The organism is Streptomyces sp. NPDC003016 (assembly GCF_053591455.1).
Genome location: NZ_JBSFTV010000002.1, coordinates 238,129 through 252,630, shown reverse-complemented (window position 1 = coordinate 252,630; position 14,502 = coordinate 238,129). Strand labels below are relative to the sequence as shown.

General features: G+C 68.8%; 15 protein-coding genes. All 15 read right to left on the bottom strand.

From position 1 onward, the window contains the following. Nucleotides 1-106: 106 nt before the first annotated feature. The 15 genes from atpD to rpmE all read right to left on the bottom strand — a co-directional run bounded on the left by atpD (nucleotide 107) and on the right by rpmE (nucleotide 14,381). Nucleotides 107-1,549 (bottom strand): F0F1 ATP synthase subunit beta, encoded by a 1,443-nt coding sequence (gene atpD / locus ACWDZ4_RS02585; RefSeq protein WP_451506619.1) that lies wholly within the window; start codon nucleotides 1,547-1,549, stop codon nucleotides 107-109. Next, nucleotides 1,549-2,466 carry a F0F1 ATP synthase subunit gamma gene (locus ACWDZ4_RS02580; protein WP_451506618.1) on the bottom strand — a complete coding sequence of 306 codons (918 nt, stop codon included), beginning with the start codon at nucleotides 2,464-2,466 and terminating at the stop codon, nucleotides 1,549-1,551. Before ACWDZ4_RS02580 ends, atpD begins: the two co-directional genes overlap by 1 nt. 20 nt (nucleotides 2,467-2,486) lie before the next feature. Beyond that, nucleotides 2,487-4,082 carry a F0F1 ATP synthase subunit alpha gene (gene atpA, locus ACWDZ4_RS02575; protein ID WP_451506617.1) on the bottom strand — a complete coding sequence of 532 codons (1,596 nt, stop codon included), beginning with the start codon at nucleotides 4,080-4,082 and terminating at the stop codon, nucleotides 2,487-2,489. A 127-nt stretch (nucleotides 4,083-4,209) separates the two neighbouring features. Next, the gene (locus ACWDZ4_RS02570) at nucleotides 4,210-5,025 is read right to left on the bottom strand and encodes a F0F1 ATP synthase subunit delta (protein WP_451506616.1); all 816 of its coding nucleotides are present in this window, start codon (nucleotides 5,023-5,025) and stop codon (nucleotides 4,210-4,212) included. Beyond that, complete coding sequence (locus ACWDZ4_RS02565; RefSeq protein WP_093799023.1) at nucleotides 5,022-5,564, bottom strand: F0F1 ATP synthase subunit B; 543 nt, start codon at nucleotides 5,562-5,564, stop codon at nucleotides 5,022-5,024. Before ACWDZ4_RS02565 ends, ACWDZ4_RS02570 begins: the two co-directional genes overlap by 4 nt. 41 nt (nucleotides 5,565-5,605) lie before the next feature. Next, the gene (gene atpE, locus ACWDZ4_RS02560; protein ID WP_176710009.1) at nucleotides 5,606-5,857 is read right to left on the bottom strand and encodes an ATP synthase F0 subunit C; all 252 of its coding nucleotides are present in this window, start codon (nucleotides 5,855-5,857) and stop codon (nucleotides 5,606-5,608) included. A 78-nt stretch (nucleotides 5,858-5,935) separates the two neighbouring features. After that, nucleotides 5,936-6,745 carry a F0F1 ATP synthase subunit A gene (gene atpB / locus ACWDZ4_RS02555; RefSeq protein ID WP_093799025.1) on the bottom strand — a complete coding sequence of 270 codons (810 nt, stop codon included), beginning with the start codon at nucleotides 6,743-6,745 and terminating at the stop codon, nucleotides 5,936-5,938. Between the two features lie 228 nt (nucleotides 6,746-6,973). Beyond that, a complete protein-coding gene (locus ACWDZ4_RS02550; RefSeq protein WP_451506615.1) occupies nucleotides 6,974-7,411 on the bottom strand; it encodes a hypothetical protein in 438 nt (145 codons plus the stop codon). Nucleotides 7,412-7,674: 263 nt separating this feature from the next. Beyond that, the gene (locus tag ACWDZ4_RS02545) at nucleotides 7,675-9,036 is read right to left on the bottom strand and encodes an MraY family glycosyltransferase (RefSeq protein ID WP_451506614.1); all 1,362 of its coding nucleotides are present in this window, start codon (nucleotides 9,034-9,036) and stop codon (nucleotides 7,675-7,677) included. Between the two features lie 99 nt (nucleotides 9,037-9,135). Beyond that, complete coding sequence (locus tag ACWDZ4_RS02540) at nucleotides 9,136-10,404, bottom strand: serine hydroxymethyltransferase (RefSeq protein ID WP_451506613.1); 1,269 nt, start codon at nucleotides 10,402-10,404, stop codon at nucleotides 9,136-9,138. 324 nt (nucleotides 10,405-10,728) lie between these two features. Next, nucleotides 10,729-11,379, bottom strand: coding sequence for an arsenate reductase/protein-tyrosine-phosphatase family protein (locus ACWDZ4_RS02535; protein WP_344492878.1), 651 nt, complete (start codon nucleotides 11,377-11,379; stop codon nucleotides 10,729-10,731). Then, on the bottom strand, nucleotides 11,376-12,023 hold the full coding sequence (locus ACWDZ4_RS02530; protein ID WP_344492880.1) for an L-threonylcarbamoyladenylate synthase: 648 nt from the start codon (nucleotides 12,021-12,023) through the stop codon (nucleotides 11,376-11,378). The genes ACWDZ4_RS02535 and ACWDZ4_RS02530 overlap by 4 nt, the downstream gene beginning before the upstream one ends. A 44-nt stretch (nucleotides 12,024-12,067) precedes the next feature. Further along, nucleotides 12,068-12,913: a peptide chain release factor N(5)-glutamine methyltransferase gene (gene prmC, locus ACWDZ4_RS02525; protein ID WP_451506612.1), complete on the bottom strand. Its 846-nt coding sequence runs from the start codon at nucleotides 12,911-12,913 to the stop codon at nucleotides 12,068-12,070. A 46-nt stretch (nucleotides 12,914-12,959) separates the two neighbouring features. Continuing rightward, nucleotides 12,960-14,048, bottom strand: coding sequence for a peptide chain release factor 1 (gene prfA, locus ACWDZ4_RS02520; RefSeq protein WP_451506611.1), 1,089 nt, complete (start codon nucleotides 14,046-14,048; stop codon nucleotides 12,960-12,962). Between the two features lie 114 nt (nucleotides 14,049-14,162). Next, nucleotides 14,163-14,381, bottom strand: a complete 219-nt coding sequence (rpmE, locus tag ACWDZ4_RS02515; protein ID WP_215133564.1) for a 50S ribosomal protein L31 — start codon at nucleotides 14,379-14,381, stop codon at nucleotides 14,163-14,165. Between the last annotated feature and the right edge of the window lie 121 nt (nucleotides 14,382-14,502).

Here is a 14,502-nt window from a genome sequence, read left to right as displayed (position 1 = left end):
CGGCGGTTGTGCCGGGTGTTGGGTCAATTCTAGGGGGCGTACGGAGAGGGGCGGGACGGACCCGCCCCTCTCCCATGAGTCGCGTGAGTCACGCGGCTCGGGTAATTCAGGAGACGCCGAGCTCCTTGGCGTTGGCCTTGAGGTCCTCAATGCCACCGCACATGAAGAACGCCTGCTCGGGGAAGTGGTCGTAGTCGCCGTCGCAGATCGCGTTGAACGCGGTGATCGACTCGTCGAGCGGTACGTCCGAACCGTCCACGCCGGTGAACTGCTTGGCGACGTGGGTGTTCTGCGACAGGAAGCGCTCGACGCGACGGGCGCGGTGGACGACGAGCTTGTCCTCTTCGCCCAGCTCGTCGATACCGAGGATCGCGATGATGTCCTGGAGGTCCTTGTACTTCTGGAGGATCCCCTTGACGCGCATGGCAGCCGCGTAGTGGTCCGCCGCGATGTAGCGCGGGTCCAGGATGCGGGACGTCGAGTCCAGCGGGTCGACCGCCGGGTAGATGCCCTTCTCCGAGATCGGACGCGACAGAACGGTCGTCGCGTCCAGGTGGGCGAAGGTGGTCGCCGGCGCCGGGTCGGTCAGGTCGTCCGCGGGGACGTAGATCGCCTGCATCGAGGTGATCGAGTGACCGCGGGTCGACGTGATGCGCTCCTGCAGCAGACCCATCTCGTCAGCCAGGTTCGGCTGGTAACCCACCGCGGACGGCATGCGGCCGAGCAGCGTGGAGACCTCGGAGCCGGCCTGGGTGTAACGGAAGATGTTGTCGATGAAGAAGAGCACGTCCTGCTTCTGCACATCGCGGAAGTACTCCGCCATGGTCAGACCGGCGAGGGCGACGCGCAGACGGGTGCCCGGGGGCTCGTCCATCTGGCCGAAGACAAGCGCCGTCTTGTCGATGACGCCGGACTCGGCCATCTCCTCGATGAGGTCGTTGCCCTCACGGGTACGCTCACCGACGCCCGCGAACACCGACACACCGTCGTGGTTGTTGGCGACGCGGTAGATCATTTCCTGGATCAGAACGGTCTTGCCGACACCGGCACCACCGAACAGACCGATCTTTCCACCCTTGACGTACGGGGTGAGAAGGTCGATGACCTTGACGCCGGTCTCGAACATCTCGGTCTTCGACTCGAGCTGGTCGAACGAGGGGGCCTTGCGGTGGATGGGCCACCGCTCGGTCACCTCGGCGTTGGCCTCCGGCTTGTTCAGGATCTCGCCAAGGGTGTTGAACACCTTGCCCTTGGTCATCTCGCCGACGGGGACGGTGATGCCCTCGCCCGTGTTGGTCACCGGGGCCTGGCGGACCAGACCGTCGGTGGGCTGCATCGAGATGGTGCGGACCACGCCTTCGCCCAGGTGCTGGGCGACTTCGAGGGTCAGCGTCTTGATCTTGCCGTCCTCGGCCGGGTCTGCGACCTGGACCTTGAGGGCGTTGTAGATCTCCGGCATCGCGTCGACGGGGAACTCCACGTCGACGACCGGGCCGATGACCCGGGCGACGCGGCCCGTGGCGGCGGCCGTCTCAACAGTGGTCGTCATTACTTGTCACTCCCCGCGGTCGCGTCGGCCAGGGCGCTGGCGCCACCGACGATCTCGCTGATTTCCTGGGTGATTTCGGCCTGGCGGGCCGCGTTGGCAAGCCGGGAAAGACTCTTGATGAGGTCCCCGGCGTTGTCGGTCGCCGACTTCATCGCGCGGCGGCGGGCAGCGTGCTCGGAAGCGGCGGCCTGCAGCAGTGCGTTGTAGATACGGCTCTCGACGTAGCGCGGCAGCAGAGCGTCGAGGACGTCCTCCGCCGACGGCTCGAAGTCGAACAGCGGAAGGATTTCGCCCTGCGCAGCGGACTCCTCCGCGCCCTGGTCGAGGCTGAGCGGCAGCATCCGGTTCTCCACCGGGTTCTGCGTCATCATCGACACGAACTCGGTGAAGATGATGTGGAGTTCGTCCACACCGCCCTCGGCCGTTTCCGTCTCGATGGCCTCGATCAGCGGCGCGGCGACGCTCTTGGCGTCCGCGTACGTCGGGCTGTCGGTGAAGCCCGTCCACGACTCCGCGACCTTGCGCTCGCGGAAGTTGTAGTAGGCGACACCCTTGCGGCCGACGATGTACGTGTCGACGTCCTTGCCCTCACCGCGAAGCCGCTCCGTCAGCCGCTCCGCCGCCTTGATGGCGTTCGAGGAGTAGCCGCCGGCCAGACCGCGGTCGCTCGTGATGAGCAGGACAGCGGCCCGGGTCGGCGTCTCGACCTCGGTGGTCAGGGCGTGCTTGGTGGTGGAGCCGGTGGCCACCGCGGTCACCGCACGGGTGAGCTCGGTCGCGTACGGCATCGATGCCGCCACCTTGCGCTGCGCCTTGACGATGCGCGAGGCGGCGATCATCTCCATCGCCTTGGTGATCTTCTTGGTCGCGGTGACGGATCGGATGCGACGCTTGTAGACCCGGAGCTGGGCTCCCATGAGTCAGGTCCCTTCCGTCGTCACTTGGAGACGTTGACGGCCGGCGCGTCCTCGCCCAGGAGCCTGCCGTCCGAGGTCTCGAACTGCCGCTTGAAGGCGGCGATGGCGTCCGCGACCGACGTCAGGGTGTCGTCCGACATCTTGCCGCCCTCGGCGATGCTGGTCAGCAGCTCCTTGCGCTCGCGGCGCAGGTGCTCCAGCAGCTCGCTCTCGAAGCGGCGGATGTCCTCGACCGGGACGTCGTCCATCTTGCCGGTGGTGCCGGCCCAGACGGAGACGACCTGCTCCTCGACGGGGTACGGGTTGTACTGCGGCTGCTTCAGCAGCTCGACCATGCGCTTGCCACGCTCCAGCGACGCCTTCGAGGCCGCGTCCAGGTCGGAACCGAAGGCGGCGAACGCCTCCAGCTCGCGGTACTGGGCGAGGTCCACGCGCAGTCGGCCGGAAACCTGCTTCATGGCCTTGTGCTGGGCGGAGCCACCGACGCGGGAGACCGAGATACCGACGTTCAGCGCCGGGCGCTGGCCCGCGTTGAACAGGTCGGACTCCAGGAAGCACTGGCCGTCGGTGATGGAGATGACGTTGGTCGGGATGAACGCCGACACGTCGTTCGCCTTGGTCTCGACGATCGGCAGACCCGTCATCGAACCGGCGCCCATGTCGTCGGAGAGCTTGGCGCAGCGCTCCAGCAGACGCGAGTGCAGGTAGAAGACGTCGCCCGGGTAGGCCTCGCGGCCCGGCGGACGGCGCAGCAGCAGCGACACGGCGCGGTAGGCGTCGGCCTGCTTCGACAGGTCGTCGAAGATGATCAGGACGTGCTTGCCCTGGTACATCCAGTGCTGCCCGATGGCAGAACCGGTGTACGGCGCCAGGTACTTGAAGCCGGCCGGGTCGGAGGCCGGGGCGGCGACGATCGTCGTGTACTCGAGCGCGCCCGCCTCCTCCAGCGCACCGCGAACGGACGCGATGGTGGAGCCCTTCTGGCCGATGGCGACGTAGATGCAGCGCACCTGCTTGTTCACGTCGCCCGAGCGCCAGTTGTCGCGCTGGTTGATGATCGTGTCGACGGCCAGAGCGGTCTTGCCGGTCTGACGGTCACCAATGATCAGCTGACGCTGGCCACGGCCGATCGGCACCATCGCGTCGACGGCCTTGTAGCCGGTCTGCATCGGCTCGTGGACCGACTTGCGGACCATGACACCGGGGGCCTGCAGCTCGAGGGCGCGGCGGCTGTCGGTCGCGATCTCGCCGAGACCGTCGATCGGGTTGCCGAGCGGGTCGACGACGCGGCCGAGGTAACCCTCGCCGACGCCGACGGAGAGCACCTCACCGGTGCGCTGCACCGGCTGGCCCTCCTCGATGCCGCTGAACTCGCCGAGGACGATCGCACCGATCTCCCGCTCCTCGAGGTTGAGGGCGAGACCGAGGGTGCCGTCCTCGAACTTCAGCAGCTCGTTCGCCATGGCCGAGGGAAGTCCCTCGACCTTCGCGATGCCGTCGCCGGCAACGCTTACCGTTCCGACCTCCTCGCGCGAGGCCGCGTCCGGCTGGTACGACTGGACAAAGTTCTCCAGCGCGTCCCGGATCTCCTCCGGCCGGATCGTGAGCTCCGCCATCTGGGTTCCCTGCTCTCCTTGTTGGGCCCGAAGTTCTTGGGGGTCTGGGGGCCGACCCCCAGGAATCTTCTGCAATCTCTGCACGGCCCAACCGGGCCGCTAGCGATACGTGTTCAGTTGGTGCTGGTCAGCCGGCCATGCGGCGGGTCGCCTCTTCGAGACGGTCCGCGATGGTGCCGTTGATGACCTCGTCGCCGACCTGTACCTGGATGCCGCCGAGGACCTCGGGGTCCACGTCGAGATTCAGGTGCATCTGTCGTCCGTACAGCTTCGCCAGTGCGGCGCCGAGGCGCTGCCTCTGCTGGTCGGTGAGCGGCACCGCCGAGGTGACGACGGCGACCGTGCGGTCCCGGCGCGCCGCGGCGAGCTTGGACAGGGATTCGAGTCCCGCCTCCAGGCTACGTCCACGCGGCTGAACCACGAGACGTACCACAAGACGCTCGGTGACCGGGTTGGCCTTGCCGCCGAGCAGGCTGCGCAGCAGCTGGCTCTTGGCGGAGGCCGTCGCCGACCTGTCGGTCAGCGCGGACCGCAGCCCGGTGTCGGACGCGACGATCCGGCCGAACCGGAACACCTCGTCCTCCACGTCGTCGAGCGCGCCGGCCTGCTGCGCCGCGGTGAGGTCGGCGGTGGCCGCCAGCTCCTCGATCGCGTCGACCAGGTCACGCGACCGCGACCAGCGGGAGCGGACCATGCCGGAGACCAGGTCGGCGGCGTCGCCGCCCACCTGACCGCTGAGCAGTCGCGCGGCCAGCTGGGCCTTGGCCTCGCCGGCCTGCGCCGGGTCGGTCAGGACCCGACGCAGCGACACCTCGCGGTCGAGCAGCGCGGTGACGGCGGACAGCTCACCGGCGAGCCTCGCCGCGTCGACCGACGTGTTGTCGGTCAGCGCGTCGAGACGCTCGCGGGCGGCAGCCAGTGCCTCGCGGCTCGCTCCGTTCATCGGGCGGCCTCGGCCTTCTCCTCGAGCTCGCTGAGGAAACGGTCGATCGTGCGGCTCTGCCGGGCGTGGTCCTCGAGGGACTCGCCGACGAGCTTGCCGGCCAGGTCGGTGGCGAGCTTGCCCACGTCCTGGCGCAGCGACAGTGCGGCCTGCTTGCGGTCCGCCTCGATCTGGGCGTGGCCGGCGGCGATGATCTCCTCGCGCTGGCGCTGACCCTCTGCGCGAAGTTCTTCCTTCAGCACAGTGCCCTGTTCCAGCGCCTCCTGGCGCAGGCGGGCAGCCTCGTGGCGGGCCTCGGCGAGCTGGGCCTTGTACTGCTCCAGCACGCTCTGGGCCTCGGTCTGGGCCTCGTCCGCCTTCTCCATACCGCCCTCGATCGCCTCGCGGCGCTCCTCCAGAACCTTGTTGATGTTCGGGAGGAGCTTCTTGGCGAGGAAGCCGAAGACGATGACGAAGGCGATCAGACCGATGACCAGCTCGTCGAGATGCGGGACGAGAGGATTTTGAGGCTCCTCCGCCGCAAGGAACAGAGCGTTCACATCAGTGCCTTCCGTGAAAGGGGTTGGGCTGTCGGTCCGGCTTACTGGTAGACGAAGCCCATGACGATGCCGATAAGGGCGAGTGCCTCACAGAAGGCGAAACCCATGATCTGGTTGGTGCGGATCAGGCCGGCAGCCTCGGGCTGACGAGCAAGGGCCTGGGTGCCGTTACCGAAGATGATGCCGACGCCGACGCCGGGACCGATCGCCGCGAGGCCGTAGCCGATCGCGGAGACGTTGCCGGAGACAGTGTCCTTGGCGGCGAGGTTGACCATTTCGAGAGCAGCGGACATGCCGTTACTTCCTTCTCTTTCACGGACCGATGGGGGTTGGCCACCGGACGTCTGTTGGTTCTGGGGTGAGGTACTGGCTCAGTGGCCCTTGGCGAGCGCGCCCTGGATGTAGCTGGAGGCCAGGAGCACGAAGACGTACGCCTGCACGGCCTGGATGAACAACTCGAAGATGGTCATCACGACGACCATGAGGAACGAGACGCTGCCGTAGGCGATGCCGATGCCGTTCATCAGGTACCAGGCGGCCAGCGAGAACATCACGATCAGCAGGTGTCCGGCGAACATGTTCGCGAACAGTCGGACCGCGTGGGTGAAGGGCCGGATCAGCAGGTTCGAGAAGAACTCGATCACCACGACCAGCGGCATCACCCAGCCGAGCGACTTGTCGTAGCCGGTGATGTTCTTCCAGCCGCCGACGAACCCGTGCTTCTTGAAGGTCAGGCTGACCCACAGGACGTACACGATCAGTGCCAGACCGGCCGGGAAGGCGATCAGTGAAGTGACCGGGAACTGGGCGAGCGGAATGATCGACCAGAGATTGAGAATCCACACGAAGAAGAACAGCGACACCATCAGCGGGACGTACTTCTCGCCGTCCTTCTTGCCGATGATCTCGTACACGATGCCCCGGCGTACGAAGTCGTAGCCGGCTTCGCCGATCATCTGGACCTTGCCCGGGACCAGCTTCGGCTTGTTGAAGGCCGCCCAGAAGAAGGCGACGATCAGGACCGAGCCCAGCAGCGCGAGCAGCATCGGCTTCGTGAACTCAAAACCCGCCACCGTGAAGATGGGCTTGTACACGAAGGTGTGGAGACCCGGAGCCGGGAACCCGCATCCGGTGAAAATGTGGCAGCTCGCATCAAAGGCAAGCGTTGTGTCAGCACTCACCGCGGGCTCCTTCAGCGTGGCGCATAGGTACGGCAACCTCGTTGTGTCGGCGCGGCACGGAGCCGCGGGTCGGCACTGGACTGGTGGTCTTACGGACGTGGGCGGGGCGGTTCGGCAACGAGCCTCGCGCTGGGACAGGCGTCAGCTCGAATGCCCGCGCCCGCAGTGCCGCAGTTGGCACCGGACGATAGCAGCATCTCGAACGGCCATTTATCCCGGCCCTACCCTTCACGACGAACGCCCCGTCTTGCCGGACTTCTCAGCCTCGGACGAACTGGGGTCTACGTAAAGGATCTTGGCCTTCATGTAGGAGCGCGCCTGCGCCGCGATCCAGACGACAGTTGTCGCGAGAAGCGTGAAGGCGAACGCCTTGAAGTCGAACAGGTCGGATTCCTTGAACAGCGCCAGGAAACCGAAAAGCAGCAGCAACTGAGTCACATAGAGCAACAGACCCATGGCCTGGAACAGGTGCGGCAGCCGCTTCGCCGTCCGCTGGAGCGCCAACAGCCCGATCCCCATGAAAGCGATGACCACTGCCGTGCCGACGACCGCTCCGAGCGCTCCCCTGCCACCGACGACCACTGCGCAGACAACGACGGCAACAGCGCCGACGACAGCGGTGGGTACGGCGGTTTGAAGGAACATGCGGGCGTCGTTGGACGGCATGGCGGCAGCTCCGCTTGCTGGTGGGGGCAGTAGGTGTCGTCATGGACGAGCGTAAGCCGGACCGAGGGGGTCACCTCTGTCCGAAGGACCGTCGCACTACGGCCCCTCGGCATGTCGCCGGGTCTCGTGAACGGTATCACAAACTATTTGATGAGGTCTTTACCAAGATGGTGTGCTGGCTGTCACACATGAGAGTGACAGCGCCCGTCTGCGCAGGGCACCCTCACCCTTTGTCTGGTAATGAGACCTGATGCGCCAAATCGTCAGCGGGACGTTCCGGCTTTCCGCCGCTCGGGGAGGCGCGAACGGGGCCCGATGGCGGTCGCCCCGTTGACGCCCGTGGGAAGCGGCGTGCGTTCTTCGGGCTCGTCGGTCCCGGGACCCCCGGCTGTCTCGTCCGGCTCGGCCGCCTCTCCTCCCTCGTGCGCCGCGTCCGCGAACGCCGCCGCGCGGCTCCTGCGGTAGCGGGGCGGAATGAAGGACTCCGCCCAGCGCGGAGCGCGCGGTGTGAAGCGCGGGAGGAGCAGGAGTCCCAGGCCGACCGCGCTGAGCGCGACGATGCCGAGCACGATCCACATGCTGGCCGAGTGCACCGAGTACGCGACGGCGCCGAAGGCGATCAGGGCCGACCAGAAGTACATGATCAGCACCGCCCTGCTGTGCGAGTGGCCGATCTCCAGCAACCGGTGGTGCAGGTGCCCGCGGTCCGCCGCGAACGGCGACTTGCCCTGCCAGGTACGCCGCACGATCGCCAGCAGCAGGTCCGCGACCGGGATCGCGATGATCGTCAGCGGCAGCAGCAGCGGGATGAAGACCGGCAGCATGGCGTGGGTGACCTCGCGCGTGCTGCCGCCCGGGAGGAAGAGCTTCATCGCGTCCGGGTCGACCTGTCCCGTGACCGAGATCGCTCCGGCCGCCAGGACCAGGCCGATCAGCATCGATCCCGAGTCGCCCATGAAGATCCTGGCCGGATGCATGTTGTGGGGCAGGAAGCCCATGCACATGCCCATCAGGATCGCGGCGAAGAGGGTGGCGGGCGCGGCCTCCTCGATGCCGTAGCCGTACCAGATCCGGTACGCGTACATGAAGAACGCCGTGGAGGCGATGCAGACCATGCCGGCGGCGAGGCCGTCGAGGCCGTCCACGAAGTTCACCGCGTTGATGGTGATCACGACGAGCGCGACGGTGAGCAGGTTGCCCTGCCAGGCGGTCACCGAGACCGGGCCGACGCCGGGCACCGGGAGCCACAGGATCGTCAGACCCTGCATGACCATCACACCGGCGGCGATGAACTGGCCGCCCAGCTTGATGAGGGCGTCGATCTCGAACTTGTCGTCCAGTACGCCGATGAGCCAGATGACCGCGGCGCCCGACAGCAGCGCGCGCGGCTCGTTCGACAGCTCGAAGACGCTGTTGAGGTTCTGCAGATGGTCCGCGACCAGCAGACCGGCGCACAGACCGCCGAACATCGCGATGCCGCCGAGCCGGGGAGTCGGCTCCCGGTGTACGTCGCGGGCACGGATCTCCGGCATCGCGCCGGTCGCGATGGCGAACTTCCGCACCGGTCCGGTCAGCAGGTATGTCACCGCCGCCGTAACGCAGAGCGTCAGCAGGTATTCACGCACGGGCAGCCCCACAGGTATCGCCGGCCATCTCAGCCCCACACCCTAGCTTTGTGACCACATGCTCCAGGACATACGGGTACCTGTTGATGGTTGCACGGCTCATTTCCGGACCGGATACGGAGGGAAGTTCCCGGCCAGATCGCGTACCCGGGCCGCGGTCTTCGGGCCCTCGCCCCGCAGCGCCGCCGAGAAGAGCGCCGCGATGCGCGCCATCTCGGCCTCGCCCATCCCCTGGGTGGTGACGGCCGCGGTGCCCAGCCGGAGGCCGCGCTCGTCGCCGTACGGCAGGGCGCAGCAGTCGACCACCAGGCCGGCCGCCGACAGCCGGCCGCGGGCCGTGCGGCCCTCCACGCCCAGCGGGGCCGGGTCCGCGGTGATCAGGTGCGTGTCCGTGCCGCCGGTGGTGACGGCGAAGCCCTCCGCCGCCAGGGCCTCGGCCAGTGTGCGCGCGTTGACGACGACCCGATGGGCGTACGCCGCGAAGGCGGGGGTCGCCGCCTCGCCGAAAGCGACCGCCTTGGCGGCCACCGAGTGCATCTGGGCGCCGCCCTGGGTGAAGGGGAAGACGGCGCGGTCGATGCGCTCGGCCAGCTCGGCGCCGCACAGCAGCATGCCGCCGCGCGGGCCGCGCAGCACCTTGTGCGTGGTGGCGCAGACGACGTCGGCGTACGGGACCGGGCTCGGCGCCGCTCCCCCGGCGATCAGGCCGATGGGGTGCGCGGCGTCCGCGACCAGGTAGGCGCCGACCTCGTCGGCGATGTCGCGGAAGTGCGCGTAGTCGGGGTGCCTCGGGTAGGCGATGGAGCCGACGACGATGGCTCTGGGGCGGTGCGTACGGGCGAGGAGGCGTACCTGGTCGTAGTCGATCAGACCGGATTCGTGGTCGACGCCGTAGCCGACGAAGTCGAACCAGCGGCCGGAGAAATTGGCCGGGGAGCCGTGGGTGAGGTGTCCCCCGTACGGGAGGCCCATGGCCAGGACCGTGTCGCCGGGGCGCAGCAGCGCGGCGTACGCGGCGAGGACGGCGGCGGAGCCGGAGTGCGGCTGGACGTTGGCGTGCTCGGCGCCGAAGAGGGCCCGCGCGCGGTCGACGGCGATGCGCTCGGCGACGTCGACCAGCTCGCAGCCGCCGTGGTGGCGGGCGCCGGGGTACCCCTCGGCGTACTTGTTGGCGAGCGGGGAGCCGAGGGCGGCGAGGACCGCGGGGGAGGTGAAGTTCTCGGCCGCGATGAGCTGGAGGCCGGTGGCTTCGCGGTGCAGTTCGCCGAGGACGACGTCGGCGATCTCCGGGTCCTGGCGGCGGAGCTCGTCGAAGCCCGCGCCGAGGACGGTGTGCTCCTGCTGAACGGGTGCTGCGGTGACCGGCATGGCTGGCTCCGGGCCTGGCGAAGGGGTGCGGCCCCTCCAATGTAGGACGGGCCCGGCCGCCCTGCTCGCCGTACGACGCGTTGTTCCTTCCCCGCCCCGCCCCCTCCCGAACCGGGGCAGGCCCCCGGCCCAGGACGCCCTTCGGGCTTCCCCTCGAACGCCGGAGGGGCCGGATTTCCCCCTCGGCGGGCGCATTCGGCCTCTTGGGGTCCCCGGGCGGAGTCCGGGGGAGGGTTCGAGGAGCACGGTCCGGGGCGGAGCCCGGCACACGGCGGAGCCGCGGAAGGTCACAGCGGGAAGGGGCGGGCGGGAAGAGGAAGCCCGTCAGGGGGTGCGGGCCGGTGTTCCCGTGAGCGCCGTGACGACCGGGTCCAGTGCCGTGTTGATCTCGTCTCCGACGGAGCGGAAGAAGGTGATGGGGGCGCCGTACGGGTCGTACACCTCGTCGGCCTCCACGCTCGGGGCCAGCAGCCAGCCGCGCAGGGCCGCCGCGGCCCGTACGAGGGAGCGTGCGCGCTCCACCACGCCGTCCTGGAGGGGATCGGGCAGGGTGGCCGGGTCGATGGCCCGTACGAGCCGGGTGAACTCCTTGAGCGTGAACGTGCGCAGGCCCGCCGAGTGGCCCATGGAGATGACCTGGGCGCGGTGGTCGCGGGTCGCGGTCAGGACCAGGTCGGCGCGGATGACGTGCTCGTCGAGCAGCTCGCGCCCGGTGAAGCCCGCCGCGTCGGCGCCGAAGTCGGCGAGGACGGCGGCGGCGTTGGCCTCCATGGGGGCGCCTTCGTGCCCCCAGGTGCCCGCGCTCTCCACGAGGAGCCCGCGGGTGAGCGGGTCGCCCAGGCGGTCGGTGAGGGCATGGCGGGTCAGCCGCTCGGTGATCGGCGAGCGGCAGACGTTGCCGGTGGAGACGTGGAGGATACGGAAGGTGTCGCTGGTGCTGCCTCCGGCTATGCCACGCCCGTCAAGGGCGGTCAACTGGCCACCTCGAGGTCGGGTACGACCTTGCGCAGTTCCTCGGCGTCGAGGGCGCCGGCCCGCAGCAGGACCGGGACCTTGCCCGTGACGTCGACGATCGACGACGGGACGATGCCGGGGGTCGGGCCGCCGTCGAGGTACACCGAGACGGAGTCGCCGAGCATCGCCTGGGCGGCGTCGCAGTCCTCCGGAGCGGGGTGTCCCGTGAGGTTGGCGCTGGAGACGGCCATCGGGCCGAACTCGGTGAGCAGTTCGATGGCGACGGGGTGCAGCGGCATGCGGACGGCGACGGTGCCGTGCGTCTCGCCCAGGTCCCACTGGAGGGACGGCTGGTGGCGGGCGACCAGGGTCAGGGCGCCGGGCCAGAAGGCGTCGACGAGCTCCCACGCCTGCTCGGAGAAGTCGGTGACCAGGCCGTGCAGGGTGTTCGGGGAGCCGATGAGGACGGGCGTGGGCATGTTGCGGCCGCGGCCCTTGGCCTCCAGGAGGTCGCCGACGGCCTCGGCGCTGAAGGCGTCGGCCCCGATGCCGTAGACGGTGTCGGTCGGCAGGACGACCAGCTCGCCACGGCGGACGGCGGCCGCGGCTTCGCGCAGACCGGTCTTGCGGTCGGTCGCGTCGTTGCAGTCGTATCGCCGTGCCATTTAAGGGGCCTCCTCGTGCGGGAACTGGTTGCTGCGGCCGGCGGTCACGGCATGGCCTTGCGGGCGGTCGCGAAGCGGGGCCGGTTGTTGAGGTCGGGGTGGTCGGCCGCGTCGGCCCAGCCACGCTCCTCGGTGAAGATCCACGGCACCTGGCCGCCCTGGGTGTCGGCGTGCTCGATGACGACGACGCCGCCGGGCCGCAGCAGGCGGTGGGCGGTGCGCTCGATGTGGCGGATCAGGTCGAGGCCGTCCTCGCCGGAGAAGAGGGCCATCTCCGGGTCGTGGTCGCGGGCCTCGGGGGCGACGTACTCCCACTCGGTGAGCGGGATGTACGGCGGGTTGGAGACGACCAGGTCGACCTGGCCGTCGAGCTCGGGGAGCGCGTCCCGGGCATCGCCCCGGTGGACGGTGACGCGCGAGCCCTCGGCGTTCTTGCGGGTCCACTTGATGGCGTCGTCGGACAGCTCCACGCCGTGCACGCGCGAGCGCGGGACCTCCTGCGCCATGGCGAGCGCGATGGCGCCGGAGCCGGTGCACAGGTCGACGATGAGCGGCTCGACGACGTCCATGGCCCGTACGGCGTCTATCGCCCAGCCGACGACCGATTCGGTCTCGGGGCGCGGTACGAAGACGCCGGGGCCCACCTGGAGCTCCAGGAAGCGGAAGAAGGCGCGTCCGGTGATGTGCTGCAGCGGTTCGCGGGCCTCGCGGCGCGCGATCGTCTCCCAGTAGCGGGCGTCGAAGTCGGCGTCCTTGACGTTGTGCAGCTCACCCCGCTTGACACCGTGCACGAACGCGGCGAGCTCCTCCGCGTCGAACCGCGGTGAGGGCACGCCGGCGTCGGCCAGCCGCTGGGTGGCCTGGGCCACCTCGGCGAGCAGCAGATTCATCCCGGTCCTCCGACTTGCAGGGGGCTTTGCTGGCTTACGGACGGGCTTACTGGCTTTCCTGGGCCGCCGCGAGCTTGGCGGCGGAGTCGGCGTCGACGCAGGCCTGGATCACGGCGTCCAGCTCCCCGTCGAGCACCTGGTCCAAGTTGTACGCCTTGAAGCCGACGCGGTGGTCCGAGATCCGGTTTTCCGGGAAGTTGTACGTACGGATCTTCTCCGAGCGGTCAACCGTGCGGACCTGGCTGCGCCGTACGTCGGAGGCTTCCTGCTCGGCGGCCTCCTGGGCGGCGGCGAGCAGCCGCGAGCGCAGGATGCGCATGGCCTGCTCCTTGTTCTGGAGCTGGCTCTTCTCGTTCTGGCAGGAGGCGACGACGCCGGTCGGCAGGTGCGTGATGCGCACGGCCGAGTCGGTGGTGTTGACGGACTGGCCGCCGGGGCCCGACGAGCGGTAGACGTCGATACGGAGATCGTTGGCGTGGATCTCGACGTCGACCTCTTCGGCCTCGGGGGTGACCAGCACACCGGCCGCGGAGGTGTGGATGCGGCCCTGGGACTCGGTGGAGGGCACGCGCTGCACGCGGTGCACGCCGCCCTCATACTTCAGCCGCGCCCAGACGCCCTGGCCGGGCTCGGTCGCGCCGTTGCCGCCCTTGGTCTTCACCGCGACCTGGACGTCCTTGTAGCCGCCCAGCTCGGACTCGGTGGCGTCGATGATCTCGGTCTTCCAGCCGACGCGCTCCGCGTACCGCAGGTACATGCGCAGCAGGTCGCCGGCGAACAGGGCCGACTCGTCGCCGCCCGCGCCCGCCTTGACCTCGAGGATGACGTCCTTGTCGTCGCTGGGGTCGCGCGGGACGAGGAGCAGCCGGAGCTTCTCGGTCAGCTCGCTCTGCTGCTTCTCCAGCAGCTTGAGCTCGGCTGCGAAGTCCGGGTCGTCGTGGGCGTACTCGCGCGCCGTGACGATGTCCTCGCCGGTCTGCTTCCAGGCCCGGTACGTCCCGATGATCGGGGTCAGTTCGGCGTAGCGCTTGTTCAGCTTGCGCGCGTTCGCCTGGTCGGCGTGGACCGAGGGATCGGCCAGCTTCTTCTCGAGATCGGCGTGCTCGCCGATCAGATCCTCGACCGCCTCGAACATCTTCGGGCTCCTGGGTTGCAAAAAACGAAAGGGGACTGCGACCTGTGCGTCACGACAAAGCGCCGGTCCTCCCCGCCCCTGTCCGGAGCGGCCGAGGACCGGCGCAGTGGCTCGCTACTTCGCGGCGGCAGCCTTGCCGAAGCGGGCCTCGAAGCGGGCCACGCGGCCACCGGTGTCGAGGATCTTCTGCTTGCCCGTGTAGAACGGGTGGCACTCGGAGCAGACCTCGGCGCGGACATTGCCGCTGGAGATCGTGGAACGGGTGGTGAACGTCGCGCCACAGGTGCAGCTGACCTGGGTCTCGACGTACTCGGGGTGGATTTCGCGCTTCAAGGTGTCTCCTAGTTTCGGGAGGGCGCCGGGTCGCTCACGCGGATTGCGTGGACGTGAACCGGGGCCGACGTACCAGTCTGCCAGCACTGGCCGCATCTCCCAAAACCGGGGACGGGCCGGA

What these genes read in the sequence shown, in the direction of transcription:
- ACWDZ4_RS02530 (WP_344492880.1), bottom strand. Translation starts at nt 12,023, where the DNA reads ATGGCACGGCGATACGACTGCAACGACGCGACCGACCGCAAGACCGGT.
- atpD (WP_451506619.1), bottom strand. Translation starts at nt 1,549, where the DNA reads ATGACGACCACTGTTGAGACGGCCGCCGCCACGGGCCGCGTCGCCCGG.
- ACWDZ4_RS02570 (WP_451506616.1), bottom strand. Translation starts at nt 5,025, where the DNA reads ATGAACGGAGCGAGCCGCGAGGCACTGGCTGCCGCCCGCGAGCGTCTC.
- ACWDZ4_RS02580 (WP_451506618.1), bottom strand. Translation starts at nt 2,466, where the DNA reads ATGGGAGCCCAGCTCCGGGTCTACAAGCGTCGCATCCGATCCGTCACC.
- ACWDZ4_RS02550 (WP_451506615.1), bottom strand. Translation starts at nt 7,411, where the DNA reads ATGCCGTCCAACGACGCCCGCATGTTCCTTCAAACCGCCGTACCCACC.
- atpA (WP_451506617.1), bottom strand. Translation starts at nt 4,082, where the DNA reads ATGGCGGAGCTCACGATCCGGCCGGAGGAGATCCGGGACGCGCTGGAG.
- prfA (WP_451506611.1), bottom strand. Translation starts at nt 14,048, where the DNA reads ATGTTCGAGGCGGTCGAGGATCTGATCGGCGAGCACGCCGATCTCGAG.
- prmC (WP_451506612.1), bottom strand. Translation starts at nt 12,913, where the DNA reads ATGAATCTGCTGCTCGCCGAGGTGGCCCAGGCCACCCAGCGGCTGGCC.
- atpE (WP_176710009.1), bottom strand. Translation starts at nt 5,857, where the DNA reads ATGTCCGCTGCTCTCGAAATGGTCAACCTCGCCGCCAAGGACACTGTC.
- ACWDZ4_RS02540 (WP_451506613.1), bottom strand. Translation starts at nt 10,404, where the DNA reads ATGCCGGTCACCGCAGCACCCGTTCAGCAGGAGCACACCGTCCTCGGC.